The sequence below is a fragment of the Streptomyces tauricus genome, assembly GCF_014650955.1.
In the GTDB taxonomy this organism is placed as follows: Bacteria; Actinomycetota; Actinomycetes; order Streptomycetales; family Streptomycetaceae; genus Streptomyces; species Streptomyces tauricus.
The window spans coordinates 73,123-88,723 of record NZ_BMVY01000019.1 but is presented as its reverse complement, the minus strand read 5'-3'; the positions used below and the strand labels follow the sequence as shown (position 1 = coordinate 88,723).

Genomic DNA, 15,601 nt, shown 5'->3' with positions numbered 1-15,601 from the left:
TTTCCCGCGTCCCGCCAAGTATCGCCCCGCATCCACCTCCGCCGAGGCCGCCGCGCCTGCCCCTCCGGGGCGCGGGGAACTGCGCGGCCGGGCACGGCGGGCGCCCGCACACGCCCGCGCGCCCGGCGGGCGACACCACCCCTTGTTACTCCTTCAACAACACCCGGGTACCGTGGACGGCGCTGTGACCACCGCGAACGACTCCCCCGCCCTGTCCACCCCTCCCGCCCTCACCCCGCTGCGCCGGGCACGCGAGCGGTTCCTGACGGGGCTCCCGCTGCCCGACGGCGTACCGGCCGAGGTCGCCGCCGCCTGGCGCCGCGCCCGCTTCTTCGGCGTACCGCACGACCTCAGCGGGTCCGCCCGGTCCGCGCCTCCGGTGGGGTCCACCCTGCTGACCGCCGCCCGGCCGGTACTCGAACGGCTGGAGCCCCCGCTCTCCTGCGGGCAGTCGGCCGTGGTCCTCACCGACGAGCGCCTGCGGGTGCTGTGGTCGGGCGGGAACACCCCGCACGAGGAGAGGTGCCCCGACCTGTCCGAGCGGGAGGTCGGGCACAACAGCGCGGCACTCGCCCTGCGCAGCCGCAGTCGCGCCGAGGTGCACGGCCCCGAGCACTTCCTCGACCTGTGGCAGGACGTGTCCGCGGTGAGCGTTCCGGTGCTGGCGCCGGAGAACGGCCGCGTCCTGGGTACGGTGACCGTCGCGTCCGGCCTCTGCGCCGAGCGCTCGCCGCATCCCGGGGCCGCCCTCGCCGAGGCCACGGTGGCGGCCGTCGAGGCGGAGCTGCTGACGCGGTCCCGCACGGCGGAACGCGTCCTGCTCGACGCCTACCAGCGGGCTGCCGCCCGGCCGGGGGCGGCGGTGGTGGCCCTGGACGGCCGCAATCGCCTGCTGAACGAGACGGCGGCGGGACTGCTTCCCCCGTCGGCACTGGCGGCGCTGGAAGCGCTGGCAGCGCTGCAACTGGGCACGGCTGGGGACCGGCCGGAGGGGCCGGGGCGGCCGAACCAGCTGGACGGGTTGGACGGGCCGAACCAGCCGGACGAACCGGAGGGGCCGAAGGGACCCGAGGAGCCGAAGGAACCGAAGGAGCCGAACGGGCCGGAGGAGCAGGAGAGGTCGGACGGGCCGAACCAGCCAGAGGGGCCAGAGGGGCCGAAGGGGCCGGACGAGCCGAAGAGGCCGGACGGGCCGCACGGGCCGAACCAGCCGGACGGGCCCGAGGGGCCGAAGGAGCCGGAGCACCCGGACGCGCTGGATGTGGCGCAACAGCCAGGCCCGTGTGCCCTCGCGCTCCCCGACGCCGCCGGTACCGCGTGGGTCACGCGGGTACGCCACGAGGGCGTCGTCATCGGCGTCGTCGCCGTCATCGAACCGCCCGCCGGAGTGCCCGCACAACCCGTCGGGCGGCCCCGCGTCGCGCTCGCCGGGCGTTCCGTCCCCTGGCGGCACGCGACGAGCCGGGCGGCGGAACTGGCGCGCTCCCGTGGGCCCCTGCTGCTGACCGGCGAGCGGGGCACCGGAAAGACCTTCCTGGCAAGGGAGTTGCTGGCCGCGCGCGGAGGACCGCCCCCGCTGGTCGTGGACGCGGCGGAGCGCCCGGCCGCCGACGCGATCGCCGACTGGGCCGCAACGTCGGCCGACGGCTGGGCCGGGACGCCGATCGACGGCCGGGCCGAAACGTCGACCGACAGCCGGGCCAGGACCTCGACCGACGACCGGGCCGAAACGCCGGCCGACAGCCGGGCCGAGACCTCGGCCGACGGCTGGTACGTCGCCTCGGCCTGCGACCCAGCCGCGGCCACCGGCCGGCCCCTCCTGCTGCGGCACGCCGAGCAGCTCGCGTCGGCCGATGTCGCCTCGCTCAACTCCCTCCTCGACGCGCATCCGCACGCGCCTCTCCTGGTCACGTACACGCCCGGTACTCCCCCGGGGCCCTGCCTCCAGCGGCTGCTCGACAGCCTGGCCGCCTGCTCGGTGGCGCTGCCGGCGTTGCGTGAACGCCCTGACGACCTCAGGGAGTTGCTGGCGGAACTGACGCCTAGGCCCGCGCCCGGCGAGCCGCCCCTGACCTGGAGCCTGGACGCGCTGCACGCCCTGGAACGGCACACGTGGCCCGGTAACGTCACCGAACTCGCCCACCTGGTCCGGGCGTTGGCCGAAAGGCGGCGGTCCACCGGGCCGGTGCGGCGGGCCGAACTGCCGGACCCCGTCCGGGAAGGACCCCCGGCACGGCCGCTGAGTCCGATGGAGCACGCCGAGCGCACCGCCATCCTGGAGGCACTGCGCAGTCACGGCGGCAACAAGGCGCGCGCGGCGGCGGCCCTGGGCATCGCCCGCGCGACGCTGTACCGGAAGCTGCGCGGTTACCGGGGCTGAACGCCACGGCCGGGCGGCACCGGAGAAGACCGGGGAACACCGGAGAAGACCGGACAACACCGCCGGTGGCCGTGAAAGGCGCGGGGCTCCCGGGGCGCAGAAGGCGAATGGCGCCACGGACAGTGGGACGCCTCACCTCTGCGGCCACCTCGTTGCTCCACCCGAAAGCGGGAATTACCCTTCCTTCACGTGTTCGTACACGCTCGAACCACGGGGGAAAAATTGAAGGTTCGTCTCCTCGGGCCATTAGAACTCACGGATGGTCCCGTCACGCTGCGTCTGCCCGGCGAGAAACTCCGGGCGACTGTGGCCGCACTGGCACTCTCACCCAACAGGCCGGTTTCACGCAGTGATCTGATCGACGAGTTGTGGGGCGAGGATCTCCCGCGCAATGCGGAGAACTCCCTGCACGGCCATGTCGCCCGTCTTCGCCGCATCATTGACACGCACACCGGAAAGGACAATCTGCGTGATCTGATTCGTACATCGAGTTTCGGATACATGCTTTCTCTGCCCGAGAACGACATCGACGCTTCACTCTTCTGCAATCTGACCCGACAGGCGGCCACGCTCCACAGGTCCGCGCCCGGGCAGGCGATCCCGCTGCTGAACCAGGCCCTCGCCCTGTGGCGGGGCCCGGCACTGCTGGACACCGGGCAGGGCCTGATCAGCAGGATGGCGTACACCCGGCTCACGGAGACCCGGCTGACGGCGTACGAGTACTTCTTCGACGCCTCGTTGCGGCTGGGCCAGCACCGGGAGATCATCACGGAGCTGCATCCCCTGCACGCGCGCTATCCGCTGCGCGAGCGTTTCTGCGAGCAGCTCATCACCGCGCTGTACCGGTCGGGACGGCAGGCGGAGGCCCTGGACGTCTACCACCGCACCCGGCGTCGGCTCGCCGACAACCTCGGTCTGGAGCCGGGGGACGCGTTGCGGGCACAGTTCGAGAAGGTGCTGCGACGGGAACCGCTGACGGTCTGAGGAACGGCCGTCGTACGGCGGTGTCGTCGCCGGGTCCGCGCCCGGCGACGACACCGCCTCACCACCGCCTCACCACCGTCACACCACGGCCCCACCACCGTCCCGCCCCACCGTCACACCGACTTCGTCACCCGCAGCAGGCGCCACACCGCGCCCGCCCGGGCCCGCCCGTGGAAGGCGAGGTACTGCGGGAGCACCAGGCCGGGCGCCCACTTCTCCTTGTACGCCAGTTGGCTCGCCGCCGGGTACACCCGTTCCCCGTGGTCTGCGAGAAACCGCAGGAAACGACCGGTCGACGCGCTGGCCGCAGCCGGCTCGTGCTCCTCGGACAGCCCGGTGAAAGGCGTGAACCCGAGGTGCAGCCACTGCGCGCCCTCGCTCCGGAACACCTCGATGGCCCGCAGGTTGACGGCCTCCAGGACCCCGGGCACGCTCGACGGCACCCGGCGGGTGAGATCGTGCAGCCACCCGGAGTGCCGTCCGTACGCCGGCGAGTACGAGATGTAGGCGACGACCTTCCCCTCGATCCGCCCCACGAAGAGCCGCCGTTCGGTCTGCGCCGGTCCGCCCAGTTGTCCGACCAGGAACTCGATCTCCTTCACATGCCGTCCCTTGGCGCGCAGCCAGGGCCGGTCCACGGCCGCCAGTTCGTCGGCGACCTCGCCGAACGGCACCTCGTCGACCTCCAGGCCCGCTCGCCGGGCCCGCGAGATCTTGTTGCGGAGCTTCACGAACCGGGTGCCCTTCAGGGTGAAGCCGGGCAGTTCCAGCGCGTACGAGCAGCCGATCTGGTTCACCGTGAATCCAGCACGGGCGTGCAGCTCGACGTCCTCGCCCTGCAGCTGAACGGCGACGACCCTCCGGCGCCGGGCGGCGGCGAATTCGAGGAAGGCGGCGAGGAGTTCGGGCCGTTCACTTTCGGCGGCCAGCGGTCCGCCGAACTGGATCAGATAGCGTCCCGCGCGCCGGTAGACGACCACTCCCGCACTCCCGGGACGGGTGAAGTACTCGTTCCCGGTGTTCAGGGCGAGGAACGCGCTGGAATTCTCCGCGTACTCGCCGAGCGCGTACAGAACCCTTTCGAATGTCGCCGTCTCCCGGGTGGTTGACATATCCCGTCCCCCTGTCGTCGCATCAATTCCCCACCCTCGCGCCCCGTCCTTCGATCCTCCTGAAACGGCCGTCTCAGTCCGGTGTCAGACCCTTCTCAGCAGCGGCTGGAAGCTTGTGGGAAATCAGCGGGAGATCGAGCAGGGGGCCGGCGTGACCGGAATACAGGCGAGTACGCGTGAAGTGCGTGAGGGAAACGAGGTGCGGCTGGGTCCCGACGCACGGAGCTACGGCTCGTACATCGGGGGCCGGAGTGTCACGGGGGACGACTGGGTGTACGTGGTCGACGCGGCCGCGCTGCTCGACGACGCCTTCTCCAACCTGACGCTCAAGCGGCGCCTCGAACGCGGTCAGGCCCCGGACGGGGAACTGCCGTCCTCGATCGTCGGCCGGGTCGCCAAGGCCGGTCCTGACGAGGTGCGCCTGGCCCTTGAGGCCGCGTCCCGGGCCGCCGTCGAGTGGGCCGCCGTGCCGCTGGAGGTCCGGCTCGACCGGGTGTGCACGCTGCTGCACCGCCGGGTCGCCGAACGCGCCGAGGAGATCGAGGAGATCCTGGTCCAGGAGGGGCACCCGCGGGTGCTCGCCCGCTGGCAGGTCTCCGGGATGCTGGAGTGCTGGGGTCCGGAGTCCGTCGGCTTCTACCACTCGCAGCTGCACCAGGAGTTCCGGCACGGCGTACGGGAGATCTCCGTACGCCGCAGGCCCGACGGTGTGGTCTGTCTGAACCCGCCGCAGAACGCCCCGATGGCCAGCGCGCTGCTCGGCGTCCACGCGATCTTCGCGGGCAACGCCCTGGTCGTACGCGCCCCGAGGAGCGGGCCCCTCGGGGTGATGTACGCGCTGCAGGAGCTGGTGGCCCCGGTGCTGGACGAGGTGGGCGCTCCCCCCGGCACCCTCGGGGTGGTCTGCGGCGACCCCGCTCCCCTGCTGAACGCCTGGCTGGAGAGCCCGCTGGTCGACGACATCATGTACTTCGGCAGCAGCGAGGCGGGCATCCGCTTCCAGGACCGGTGCGTGGCCGCGGGCAAGAAGCCGATCCTGGAGCTGGCCGGCAACGACGTGGTGACCATCTGGAAGGACGCCGATGTCGAGCTGGCCGCCGAGGCGCTGACCGAGGGGTTCTTCGGCTCCGGCCAGTTGTGCATGATCCCCAACCAGGTCGTGGTCCATCCCGAGGTCGCCGAGCCGCTGCTGGCCGAACTGGTCCGCCAGGCCCGTCTCGTCAGGCCCGGCCGCGCGGGCGACGAGGACGTGCTGCTCACACCGGTGCTGCGCAACGAGAAGTTCTTCGACTGTCTGGACGACGCCCTGCTGCAGGGCGCCGAGCTGGTCTGCGGCGGGCACGCGATGCTCGTCGACGGTACGCGCGACCCCGCGGGCATCTTCCTGGAGCCGACCGTCGTCCTCGTGCGCGGACTGACGGACGCCCGGCGGATGACGGCCGTCAGCCAGGAGACGTTCTTCCCGCTGCTGCCCGTGATCGTGGCCGAACCGGACGACGACGAGCGGCTGTTGGAGAGGTTCATCGACTTCGTGAACAGCACCGGCTACGGGCTGCGCAACTCGCTGTGGGCCGCCGACCGCACGGTGGTCGACCGCTTCGTCGACCGTGTCACCGAGGGCGGTCTGCTCAAGGTCAACGACTCGCACATCGGGTTCCTGCCCTATCTGCCCTCGCACGGCGGCACCGGCCTGACCGGCGGGGTGTTCGGCGAGGCCAACTACCCGGCCCTGCGCACCACGCACGTCCAGGGCGTCAGCGTCTCACCGGGCGGGATCCGCCCCCGGGACGCGGTCTTCGGCACCGGCCGCCGCCCCGCGGCCTGACCTGGAGCGGGCGTCACCACCCCGTCGCCACGCCTTCGCCGCGCCTTCGCCATAGATGAGTTCTCAGCCATTCAGGAGTTCGAGGAACCCATGCGTTCGATGGATCACGCCCGGGAGACCTGTGAGGCCTTTCTCCCCGGCCTGCTCGACAAGCTCGACGACCTCCCCCTGTCCGAACTGGAGACACCGGGCAGTCCCGCGCTCGACCACTTCCGGGCCTGCGGGGGCCCCGGACTGGTGATCCCCACCAGGTATCACGGCGGTGGGGCCGACCCGCTCCAGGCGCTCGCGGTCGTCCGCGCGGTCGGCGCCCACTCACCGTCCCTCGCGGTCGCCACGACCATGCACCACTTCTCCGTGGCCACCCTGTTCACCCTCGCCGACAGCGTGCAGCGCTCCGGCATGGAGTGGGCGCTGCTCGAAGGCATCGCTGAACAGAGCCTGCTGGTGGCGTCCGGGTTCGCCGAGGGGCGGCCGGGTCAGGGCATCCTCGCCCCGACGGTCCGGGCGGAGGCGGTCGACGGCGGCTATCTGGTCAACGGCAGCAAGAAGCCGTGCAGTCTGTCCGCGTCGATGGACCTGCTGACCGCGAGCGTGGCACTGCCCACGAAGGACGGCGACGGCGACCGTACGGAGCTGGCGGTGATGCTCCTGCCCCGGCCCACCGAGGGCATCAGCGTGCACCCCTTCTGGAAGAGCTGGGCGCTGGCCGGGGCGGAGAGCGACGAGGTGCGGCTGACCGACGTCTTCGTGGACGAGCAGCTGCTCATGCGGACGGCCGCCGCCGAGCCGGGCCGGCTCGACGAGCTGCAGACGACCGGCTTCCTCTGGTTCGAACTGCTCATCTCCGCCTCCTACCTGGGCGCGGCCGGCGCACTGGTCGAGCGTGCCCTCGTACGGCAGCACAGCACGTCGGACCGCGCCGGCCTGGTGATGGGGCTGGAGACGGCGAACCTGCTCCTTGAGGGTGTCGCCCGGATGCTGCGGGACGGCGAGAGCGACGACGAGGCTCTGGGCAAGGCGCTCGTGGCACGGTTCGCGGCGCAGGACGCGCTGGGCGACGCGGTGCGGCGGGCGGTCGAGATGCTCGGCGGGACGGCGTTCATCGCCTCGTCCGAGGTCGCGTACCTCGCCGCCGTCTCACACGCGCTCGGCTTCCACCCGCCGTCCCGGGCAAGCTTCGCCGCCCCCTATCTGGAGCACGTGGCGGGCAGTCCGCTGCGGCTCGCGTGAGGCGGAGGACATCATGACCGTCGCACCCGCGACGACCGCACGGGAGGACGTCGGCCGGCTGTACCGCAGTCGGCTGAGCAAGGGCCGGGCCACCCTCGGCGAGCTGTTCGGCGGCCATGTGGAGGTCGCCTCGGAGGGCGCCTGGGTGACCACGGCCGACGGCGGCCGGTTCCTCAACTGCGGTGGCTACGGCGTCTTCCTGACCGGCGCCCGGCACCCCACAGTCCTGCGGTACGTGACCGAGCAGCTCCACTCCCATCCCGTGGCGACCCGGCTCTTCCTGGAGCCGCAGGTCGCCCTCGCCGCGGACGCGCTCGTGTCCGTCGCCCCGCCCGGCCTGGAGCGCGTGCACTTCGCGGGCTCGGGGGCGGAGGCCGTGGAGACCGCCATCAAGGTGGCCCGTACCCAGGGCAGGACCCGGCTGATCGCGATGGAGTCCTGCTACCACGGCAAGACCATGGGGGCGCTGAGCCTGACCGCCAGGGAGGTCTTCCAGAACCCGTTCCGGCCGCTGCTGCCGGACATCACCCATGTGCCGTACGGGGACACCGCCTCGCTCGCCGAGGCACTGGCGGCGGCGCCGGGCGAGGCGTGCGTGTTCGTCGAACCGGTGCAGGGCGAGGCCGGGGTCGTGATCCCGCCGCCCGGCTATCTGCGGGAGGTGGAGCGGCTGTGCCGGGAGCACGGGGCGCTGCTCGTCCTCGACGAGATCCAGACCGGTATGGGCCGCCTGGGCAGCTGGTGGGGCGCCGACGCCGAGGACGTCCGCCCCGATCTGCTGCTGGTCGGCAAGGGGCTCAGCGGCGGGGTCGTCCCCGTGTCGGCGGTGCTCTCGACACCGGAGGCGTTCTCGGTGCTCGACCGCGACCCCTATCTGCACACCTCGACGTTCTCCGGCGCCCCCCTCGCGACGGCCGCCGCGCGCGGGGCCCTCGCGGCGATCCAGGAGGACGAACTGGTCGACCGCGCGCGGGTGTTGGGCGACGAGATCCTGAACGTGCTGGGCCGGATCGTCCGGGCCCACTACGGCAGCGCGGTACGCGAGGTGCGCGGCAGGGGCCTGCTGCTGGGCGTGGAGTTCACCGAGCCGGGGGCCGCGGGCGACCTGCTCATCGAGCTGATCGAGCACGGGGTCGTCGCCAACCACTCGCTCAACTCCCATCTGGTCCTGCGGCTGACACCGCCCGCCGTGCTGACCCGCGGCGACCTGGACTTCCTCTACGAAGCGCTCGACCGGGCCTGCCGCGCGCAGTCGGCCCGCTATGGAAGGTGACGTGACGACATGCGTAGCGCACGACTGACGGTACGGACCGGGGGTGTCGGCGCCGACGAGGCGTACCGGCGGGTCCGGGACTTCGCCCGCTATCCCGAACTGTCGCCCGTGGTGAAGTCGGTGACGGTCCGTGAGGGGCCGGACGGCGAGGAGCACAGCGACTGGGAGGTGTTCTTCCGCAACGGCATCCTGCGCTGGACGGAGGCCGACCGGTTCGACGAGGAGCGGCTGACCATCGCCTTCCGCCAACTGCACGGTGACTTCGAGGAGTTCACCGGTACGTGGCGGGTGCGGGTCGGCGCGGGCTGCCTGATCGACTTCGCCGCCGAGTTCGACTTCGGGATCCCCAGCCTGGCGGGGATCCTCGACCCGGTGGCCGAGCGGGTGCTCAAGGAGACCATCGCGACCGTCCTGACGGGCCTGTTCCCCGACGCGACGGTCGTCGGTCCCGAGGAGGCCGGCGAACACGAACCCGCGGTGGCGGCCTGATGGACGCGCACAATCTCTTCGAGACGCCGGTCACCTACCGGCTCATCCGTCTGGAGTACGGGCTCGGTCTCGTCGTCGCAACGGCGTTGTTCCTGGCACACCTGGACGAGGTGCGCTGGCTGCCGGCGCTCGCCCTCTTCCTGTACATCGACCTGATCGGCTACCTCCCGGGGGCGATCGCCCACCGGCGGGCCAGGGGCAGGCGGATCCCGCGGACGTACCACGTCCTCTACAACGTGACACACAGCCTCGTCACCCAGGGTCTGGTGGCGTTGGCGTGGACCGGGCTGTCGGGCGCGGAGTGGGCGCTGCTCGCGCTGCCGATCCATCTCTTCGGCGACCGGGCGCTGTTCGGGAACTCCCTGAAACCGTTCGGGCTGCGCTTCGAGCCTCAGACGCATCCGGCGTACGAGCGATTCCGCGCCGAGTACGCGGCACCGTCCCCGGACACGGAGACCATGGACACCGCCGATGAGGAGCGTCGGTCCGCCGGACGGTTCGACGCGAGGGCGACATGACCGGCACCGGCCTCCTGAGCGAGGACACGGCGGTGTGGCGGTCCGCGGCCGGGGTCGCCGTCCTGACGTGCGGCCCGGCGGAACGGGCCCACGGCGTCACGGTCAGCACCCTGTGCGTCGCCTCACTGCGCCCGCCCATGGTCTCCGTCGCCCTGCGGCAGGGCAGCAGAGGGCTGGCGACCCTGCTGAGCTCGGGCCGTTTCGCGGCCAACGCGCTGTCCGACGGGCAGGCCCCGCTGGCCCGGCGCTTCGCCCGTTCCGACCGGGCGGACGGCTGGGACCTGCCGGACGCCACCGGCCTGTGGGACGGCCGCTCGGCCTGCGGCGCCCCGCTGCTGCGCGACGCCGTGGGCTGGCTGGAGTGCCGCGTCGAGCGGACCGTGCCGGTCGGCGACCACGAACTGGTGCTGGCCCGTGTCCTGACCTCCCGGGCCGGCACCGGATCACCCCTGCTGAACACCCGACCCACCAGTGCCCTCCACGACAGGAGCAGACGATGACCGACCTCCCGGACACTCCGGGCGTCCCGGCCGAGGCCGACTGGGAGAACGCCCCCTCGCTCGTCGAGGGCGCGATGAACCTCGAACTGACCGCCGCCACCTGCGATCTGGGGTACTGGCTGCGCTCGGTGCCGCAGGGCACCCTGCGCGGCCAGGTCGCCGGACACGCCCCGGACGTCGTACCTCTCGACGTCACCCGTGAGCCCGGCCCGCTCAACGACGCGCTCACCCGGGAACTGGCCTTCCGCTCGATCGCCGAGGAGAAGGCCACCCGGGCCATCTCGTACCTGGTCGCCCTGGCGCCGTCCCTGGAGACGATGGAGTTCTACGCCACCCAGCTGATCGACGAGGCACGGCACTCCATGGTGTTCCGCAACCACCTCACCGCACTGGGGGTGGCGGACCTCACCGCCGATGTCGAGCGGCTCGCGGGGGCGGACCGGGACGCGGTCCTCGCCCCGCTGGAGGAGCTGGGTCTGCGGGTCCTGCGGGAGGAGAGCGACTTCATCGGCGGTGTCGTCGTGCTGACGATCCTCGTCGAGGGTGTCCTGGCGCCGGCCGCCGAGCTGAGCGAACGCAAGTGGCGGATCTTCGACCCGGCGGCCTCGGACATCGAGCGGGGCGCGGGCATCGACGAGATACGCCACCTCACGGTCGGCAGCTCCGTCGCCCGCGAACACCTCCTCGCCCACCCCGAGGACCGGCCGCGCATCCTGGACCTCATCGTCCGCGGGCGGCGGCTGTGGAGCGAACTGCCCGTCACCGACATGGTGCTGAGCCGCGAGGCCCTGTTCCAGAAGGGGCTCGACCAGCACGCCGATCTGGTCGGCGACTACGAGATCTGGCCCGGGCGGCGCCTGGTGGACACGACCGTCGAGGAGCGGGTCGGCACGGCGCTGCGGTGGTCGGAGGAGATGCAGAACCGGCGGCTCGCGTACATGGGGCTGCCGGAGGCCGTCTGACACACGGCCCGCGACTCACCCCTGCCGACGCGCGAGGGCACGCACCACGGCCGCGGCGGCCACCGCGTGCCCTCTGCTGCTGAGCCGGCCGGGACCCGGCGCCCACAGGGTCCGCGGGTCGAGTCCGCGCTGGTGCCGCATCAGGTCGACGTGCTGCGCCGCGTGGTGCAGCGTCACCAGGGCGATGCGCTGGACCAGCCGCAGCTGACGCTCGCGTACGGCATCCGGCGGGGCCGCTTGCGGGCCGCCCGCCGTGGACCGGTCGAAGGGGCTGATCACGACGGCGTGGCGGTAGGTGGCGCACAGCAGGGAGTCCAGGACGCGGCTGAGTTCGACCTCCATGGAGTCGAGGTCGAACGTCGCCTCCCGCAGTTCGGGGCCGCCGCACGAGATCAGCGCGAGGTCGCCGCGGAAGACGAGGGCGTCCTGCACCTGCCGGGAGCGCATCTCGAACAGGGAGAGGTCCTTGCGGCCGCGCGCGGCACGGCAGGCGAGGTCGGGGTGCGCCGCACGGAGCGCGGCGGACACCCGGTCGCTCCAGCTCACGGCACGGTAGCCGGGTACGACGGCGGCCCGTGCCGGACGCGACTCGTGCTCCCCCAGGATCACCACCCGCCGCCAGGGGGCGTGCGCGAGGGCGGCGACGGCCTCGCCGGGACGCAGACAGCGCGGGTCGTCGTCCTCCGTGGGAGGGGTGCGGGGCGGTGCGTCCGTGTCATCCGTCATGGGCCCGCTCCGCGCTCTTCTCCCCGCTCGTCCCGCGCTGCTCCCCCGCGCTCTTCTGCGCACGCTCGACGTGGTCGCGGAGTTCCTCGACGACCCGTGCCCAGTGACCTTCGTCGCCCGCGGGCATCCGGTCGAGCACCCCGAGCAGGTGGGCGGCGTTCCGGCGGACCAGGTCGACGAGCACGTCCCGCGGCGCCGAGGCGAGGAGCGCGTCGACGGCCGCCGCCTCCACCTCGGCCTCGGAGAGAACTCCCGAGGCCGCCAACGCGGCTGCCTCCAGCGCCAGTTCGGCCAGCTCACGGTCGGGGACGGAGTCGGCGGACCCCAGCAGACGCCCGTACGCCCCCTCCAACGCACGGGTGTCCACCGAGAGGGTCCGCCGACTCCGTCCGGGGCGCCGCCGTTCGCCCCGGGAGATCTCCGCCCGCGCCTCGTCCGCCGCTCCGGACAGCGCGAGGGAGATCAGTTCTGCCACCCCGTTCGCATCGAGGCCCGCCAAATCCGCGACCATGTGCGGGACTTCGGGGTGCCCGCCGCTTCTCAGGTACTTCTCGCCGGCCAGTGCCGTGTGCTCCCCGCCGCCCGCGGCCCCGACGGCCTGCGCCCGGTGCGCGGACAGCTCCCGCCCGTCGTGCAGCCGTACGGTCACCCGCGCGCCCAGGCGTTTGGTCGCGAAGCGGAAGTCGGTCTCGGGGGCCAGCCAGGAGGGGGGCAGCATGTCGGCGGCGCGCGCGTCGGCCGCGCGCACCCAGGCGTCGGCGTGTTCGCCCGCGCGCCGCAGGGCCTGGCCCAGGGGCGCGGTCGACAGGAGCGCGGCGCGGCTGAGGTGCGGGTCGTGGACGGTGCGTACCTTCGCCGCGAGCTTCCAGCGCTCGGGGCGTTCGACGGCGGGAGGCATGAGGTCAGCGGGTTCGAGGGTGCCGGTGAGGAGGGCGGTCGCCACGTTGTAGGGCAGGGAGAAGTTGAGTGCGGCGACGTCTGCGTCCGGGCCGATGTGCCGTGCCCGGGACGCCCGGTCGAGTCCGCTGGTGAGGAGGGATCCTTCGACGACGACCTCCGCGATGTCGTCGGGGTCGGCCCCGGCGGCCCGCAGCCCGGCCGCGCAGTCGACCGCGCAGTCGACGGCGGCACCGATGTAGGCGCTGCCCGGGTGGACCTTGTAGGAGAGCGTCTCCGTGTGCCAGAGCGTGCCGAGCCCGGCCACCGCCTCCTCGGGCAGCGGCACGTCCGCGTACCGCCGGAGGAATCCCTCCGGGTGTTCGAGTACGTCCGCGGGTCCGCGCAGTCCGGCCAGGGCCCCGTCGCAGGCGGTAAGGCCGGTCTGGATCGGCGCCGCCGCGGCGAACCCCTTGGCGTCGGTGGAGAGGAAACCCGGGGTGAGGGGCCACGGGGGCACGGAGAAGGCCAGGCCGAGCCCGTTCACCCAGGTGCGGGTGGGAGCATCGAGGGCTCGCAGCCGGCCGGCGACCGTGCCCGCGAGGTGGGTGTGCGCGGCGGCCTGGCCACGGAAGGGGCCGAGGGTGGCGGCGGCCGTGACCCGGGCGGCGGTTTCGTCGGCGGCCAGGATCGCGGCGAGCAACTGCCTTCCGTCGAGCCGCAGTTGCCGCGCGTACACGACGGGCACGGTGACGCAGGAGTGCGAGAGGTGTCCCGCGTACGCCGTGTCGTCGTGGTCCAGGCAGATCGCGGCCATCGCCAGGGAGACGGCCGCCCGCGCGGGGTCCGGCTGCAGCGGGCCGCCGTACGCCCGCGCGATCCGTCTGCCGAGCGGATGCGCGTATCCGGTGCGGGCGGCGGCCAGTTGGCTGAGGAGCTGGCTTCCGAGGTGGGCCACGACCCGGTCGGGGGCGTCGTCGAGTTCCAGGTCGCTCGCCCACTCGGCGAGTCGCCGGATCAGGGTGCGGCCACCGGAGGCGTCGGCCGGCGCGGAGGTCACCGGGTGTGTCCCGTCGTCGTCCCGGCGGGTTCGGCGGCCTCGGGCACGGCGGGGACGTCAGCGGCGACCCGCCCCGCGCCGCGCCCGAGGAGCAGCAGCGCGCAGAGCCCGCCGAGAAGCGTGCCGGCCGCCGCGACCTGCGTCACGAGGTGCATGCCGTCGGCGAACACGGGGCCCACGGCGTCGAGGACCGGCTCCCGCAGTGCGGGCGGCAGGGCGTCGGCGCGGGACAGGTCGCCGTCCCTGAGCAGCGCGTACGCACGCTCGCGGGTGTCCTGCGGCATGGGCACCCCGGCCAGCGCGCCGGGCAGCGCGTCCCGCAGATGGCGCAGCAGCAGCGCCCCCGCGAGCGCGACCCCGAACACGGCCCCGACCTGGCGGAACGTGTTGGAGATGCCGGACGCGGTGCCGGCCTGCTCGGGCGGTACGGACCCGAGCAGGGCGACGGTCGCGGGCGCGCCCGTGAAGGAGACGCCGACGCCGAGGAGGGCCAGCGCCCACCAGTAGGCGCCGAAGCCGCTGTCGGCCTCGAGCACGGTGAGGCCGTACAGACCGGCCGCCGAGAGGAGCGAGCCGCCCACGACGGGGGCGCGCGGTCCGGTTCTGGCGGCGACGACGCTCGCCGCGAACGAGGCGATCATGATGGGCACGGTCAGCGCGAGGAACCGTACGCCCGTCTCGATGCTGCTCAGTCCCTGGACGCTCTGCAGCTGGAGGGTGAGCAGGAAGATCGCCGCGAACAGGCCGAACAGGCTCAGGAAGTTGACGGCTCCGGCCACCGCCACGACCGGTTCCCGGAACAGTGTCAGCGGCAGCATCGGTGTCGCCTGTCGCAGCTCCCACAGCACGAAGGCCACGAGTGCCGCACCCGACGCGGCGAAGGCGCCGACGATGAGCGCGGAGGTCCAGCCCTGGCTGTTGCCCTCGATGAGCGCGTACGCCAGTGCGGCGATCGTGACGACGAACAGCAGTTGTCCCACGATGTCCGGACGTCGGGCGCGCGGTCCGCGGTTCTCGGTCAGCAGCCGGGCCAGTACGGCGGTGGCGAGCACCCCGATGGGTACGTTGACCCAGAAGATGGACTGCCAGCCGACGGTGTCGACGAGCAGTCCGCCGACCAACGGCCCGGCGGACAGGGCGAGTCCGCCGATCCCGGCCCAGACGCCGATGGCCTTCGCGCGGGCGGCCGGCTCGGTGTAGGTCGCCGAGACCAGCGCGAGCGACACCGGGATCATGATGGACCCGCACACGCCCTGCAGCGCCCGCCCGAGCAGCAGGGTCTCCGTCGAACCGGCCAGCGCGCACAGGACCGAGCTGAGCGTGAAGCCGGCCAGACCGGCGAGGAACAGCCGTTTGCGGCCGATGATGTCGCCGACGGTGCCCGAGGTGAGCAGCAGACAGGCGAAGGCGAGAGCGTAGGCGTCGACCACCCACTGGAGTCCGGACAGGTCCGCGTTCAGGTCGCGCTGGATCTCGGGCAGCGCCACGTTCACGATCGTGGCGTCGAGGTAGACCATGAACACGCCGAAACAGACGAAGGACAGGAGCAGTCCCTTCGAGTGGTGCGTGGTCCGCCGGCGCGCGGTCCAACGGCGCCTGGTCCAACGGCGCGTGGTGCGTGCACCGGTCGCGGGTGCTGCGTCGCTCATTGCGGGTCCTCACC

13 protein-coding genes and 1 pseudogene are annotated in these 15,601 nt (G+C 72.7%); 10 read left to right on the top strand and 4 right to left on the bottom strand.

Going from position 1 to position 15,601, the window contains the following annotated elements; genetic code table 11:
- The first annotated feature begins 184 nt into the window (after positions 1-184).
- The 3 genes and pseudogenes from IE278_RS42460 (at position 185) to IE278_RS42450 (ending at position 3,364) form a co-directional block, all read left to right on the top strand.
- Complete coding sequence (locus IE278_RS42460) at positions 185-2,380, top strand: helix-turn-helix domain-containing protein (protein WP_246570649.1); 2,196 nt, start codon at positions 185-187, stop codon at positions 2,378-2,380.
- Positions 2,381-2,569: 189 nt separating this feature from the next.
- Positions 2,570-2,875: pseudogene (locus IE278_RS43095) on the top strand (AfsR/SARP family transcriptional regulator); the annotation flags it as partial.
- 6 nt (positions 2,876-2,881) lie between these two features.
- Entirely contained in the window at positions 2,882-3,364 is a 483-nt protein-coding gene (locus IE278_RS42450) for an AfsR/SARP family transcriptional regulator (RefSeq protein WP_246570663.1), read from the top strand.
- Positions 3,365-3,477: 113 nt separating this feature from the next.
- Here IE278_RS42450 and IE278_RS25855 read toward each other — a convergent pair whose 3' ends face one another.
- Positions 3,478-4,476, bottom strand: a complete 999-nt coding sequence (locus IE278_RS25855; protein WP_189775656.1) for a DUF2156 domain-containing protein — start codon at positions 4,474-4,476, stop codon at positions 3,478-3,480.
- Between the two features lie 160 nt (positions 4,477-4,636).
- On the opposite strand from IE278_RS25855, the gene IE278_RS25850 reads away from it, so the two are divergent.
- The 7 genes from IE278_RS25850 (at position 4,637) to IE278_RS25820 (ending at position 11,276) form a co-directional block, all read left to right on the top strand.
- Entirely contained in the window at positions 4,637-6,301 is a 1,665-nt protein-coding gene (locus IE278_RS25850) for an aldehyde dehydrogenase family protein (RefSeq protein WP_246570661.1), read from the top strand.
- Between the two features lie 90 nt (positions 6,302-6,391).
- A complete protein-coding gene (locus IE278_RS25845; RefSeq protein WP_189775655.1) occupies positions 6,392-7,534 on the top strand; it encodes an acyl-CoA dehydrogenase family protein in 1,143 nt (380 codons plus the stop codon).
- 13 nt (positions 7,535-7,547) lie between these two features.
- Positions 7,548-8,807, top strand: a complete 1,260-nt coding sequence (locus IE278_RS25840) for an aspartate aminotransferase family protein (protein WP_189775654.1) — start codon at positions 7,548-7,550, stop codon at positions 8,805-8,807.
- 9 nt (positions 8,808-8,816) lie between these two features.
- Positions 8,817-9,296: a type II toxin-antitoxin system RatA family toxin gene (locus IE278_RS25835; RefSeq protein ID WP_189775653.1), complete on the top strand. Its 480-nt coding sequence runs from the start codon at positions 8,817-8,819 to the stop codon at positions 9,294-9,296.
- Positions 9,296-9,814 carry a hypothetical protein gene (locus tag IE278_RS25830; protein WP_246570647.1) on the top strand — a complete coding sequence of 173 codons (519 nt, stop codon included), beginning with the start codon at positions 9,296-9,298 and terminating at the stop codon, positions 9,812-9,814. Before IE278_RS25835 ends, IE278_RS25830 begins: the two co-directional genes overlap by 1 nt.
- Positions 9,811-10,314: a flavin reductase family protein gene (locus tag IE278_RS25825; protein WP_189775652.1), complete on the top strand. Its 504-nt coding sequence runs from the start codon at positions 9,811-9,813 to the stop codon at positions 10,312-10,314. The genes IE278_RS25830 and IE278_RS25825 overlap by 4 nt, the downstream gene beginning before the upstream one ends.
- On the top strand, positions 10,311-11,276 hold the full coding sequence (locus tag IE278_RS25820; RefSeq protein ID WP_189775651.1) for a ferritin family protein: 966 nt from the start codon (positions 10,311-10,313) through the stop codon (positions 11,274-11,276). Before IE278_RS25825 ends, IE278_RS25820 begins: the two co-directional genes overlap by 4 nt.
- Positions 11,277-11,291: 15 nt before the next feature.
- Here the strand turns inward: IE278_RS25820 and IE278_RS25815 are convergent, their stop codons facing one another.
- The 3 genes from IE278_RS25815 to IE278_RS25805 are packed head-to-tail and all read right to left on the bottom strand — an operon-like array spanning position 11,292 to position 15,587.
- Positions 11,292-12,002: an SGNH/GDSL hydrolase family protein gene (locus tag IE278_RS25815; protein ID WP_189775650.1), complete on the bottom strand. Its 711-nt coding sequence runs from the start codon at positions 12,000-12,002 to the stop codon at positions 11,292-11,294.
- Positions 11,992-13,938 (bottom strand): MmgE/PrpD family protein, encoded by a 1,947-nt coding sequence (locus IE278_RS25810; protein WP_189775649.1) that lies wholly within the window; start codon positions 13,936-13,938, stop codon positions 11,992-11,994. The genes IE278_RS25815 and IE278_RS25810 overlap by 11 nt, the downstream gene beginning before the upstream one ends.
- Positions 13,935-15,587 (bottom strand): MFS transporter, encoded by a 1,653-nt coding sequence (locus IE278_RS25805; protein WP_189775648.1) that lies wholly within the window; start codon positions 15,585-15,587, stop codon positions 13,935-13,937. The genes IE278_RS25810 and IE278_RS25805 overlap by 4 nt, the downstream gene beginning before the upstream one ends.
- Positions 15,588-15,601: the final 14 nt, after the last annotated feature.

Excerpts from the sequence above, each read along its gene's own strand:
- IE278_RS42450 (WP_246570663.1), top strand. The coding sequence starts at position 2,882 with ATGCTTTCTCTGCCCGAGAACGACATCGACGCTTCACTCTTCTGCAAT.
- IE278_RS25855 (WP_189775656.1), bottom strand. The coding sequence starts at position 4,476 with ATGTCAACCACCCGGGAGACGGCGACATTCGAAAGGGTTCTGTACGCG.
- IE278_RS25845 (WP_189775655.1), top strand. The coding sequence starts at position 6,392 with ATGCGTTCGATGGATCACGCCCGGGAGACCTGTGAGGCCTTTCTCCCC.
- IE278_RS25840 (WP_189775654.1), top strand. The coding sequence starts at position 7,548 with ATGACCGTCGCACCCGCGACGACCGCACGGGAGGACGTCGGCCGGCTG.
- IE278_RS25835 (WP_189775653.1), top strand. The coding sequence starts at position 8,817 with ATGCGTAGCGCACGACTGACGGTACGGACCGGGGGTGTCGGCGCCGAC.
- IE278_RS25830 (WP_246570647.1), top strand. The coding sequence starts at position 9,296 with ATGGACGCGCACAATCTCTTCGAGACGCCGGTCACCTACCGGCTCATC.
- IE278_RS25825 (WP_189775652.1), top strand. The coding sequence starts at position 9,811 with ATGACCGGCACCGGCCTCCTGAGCGAGGACACGGCGGTGTGGCGGTCC.
- IE278_RS25820 (WP_189775651.1), top strand. The coding sequence starts at position 10,311 with ATGACCGACCTCCCGGACACTCCGGGCGTCCCGGCCGAGGCCGACTGG.
- IE278_RS25815 (WP_189775650.1), bottom strand. The coding sequence starts at position 12,002 with ATGACGGATGACACGGACGCACCGCCCCGCACCCCTCCCACGGAGGAC.
- IE278_RS25805 (WP_189775648.1), bottom strand. The coding sequence starts at position 15,587 with ATGAGCGACGCAGCACCCGCGACCGGTGCACGCACCACGCGCCGTTGG.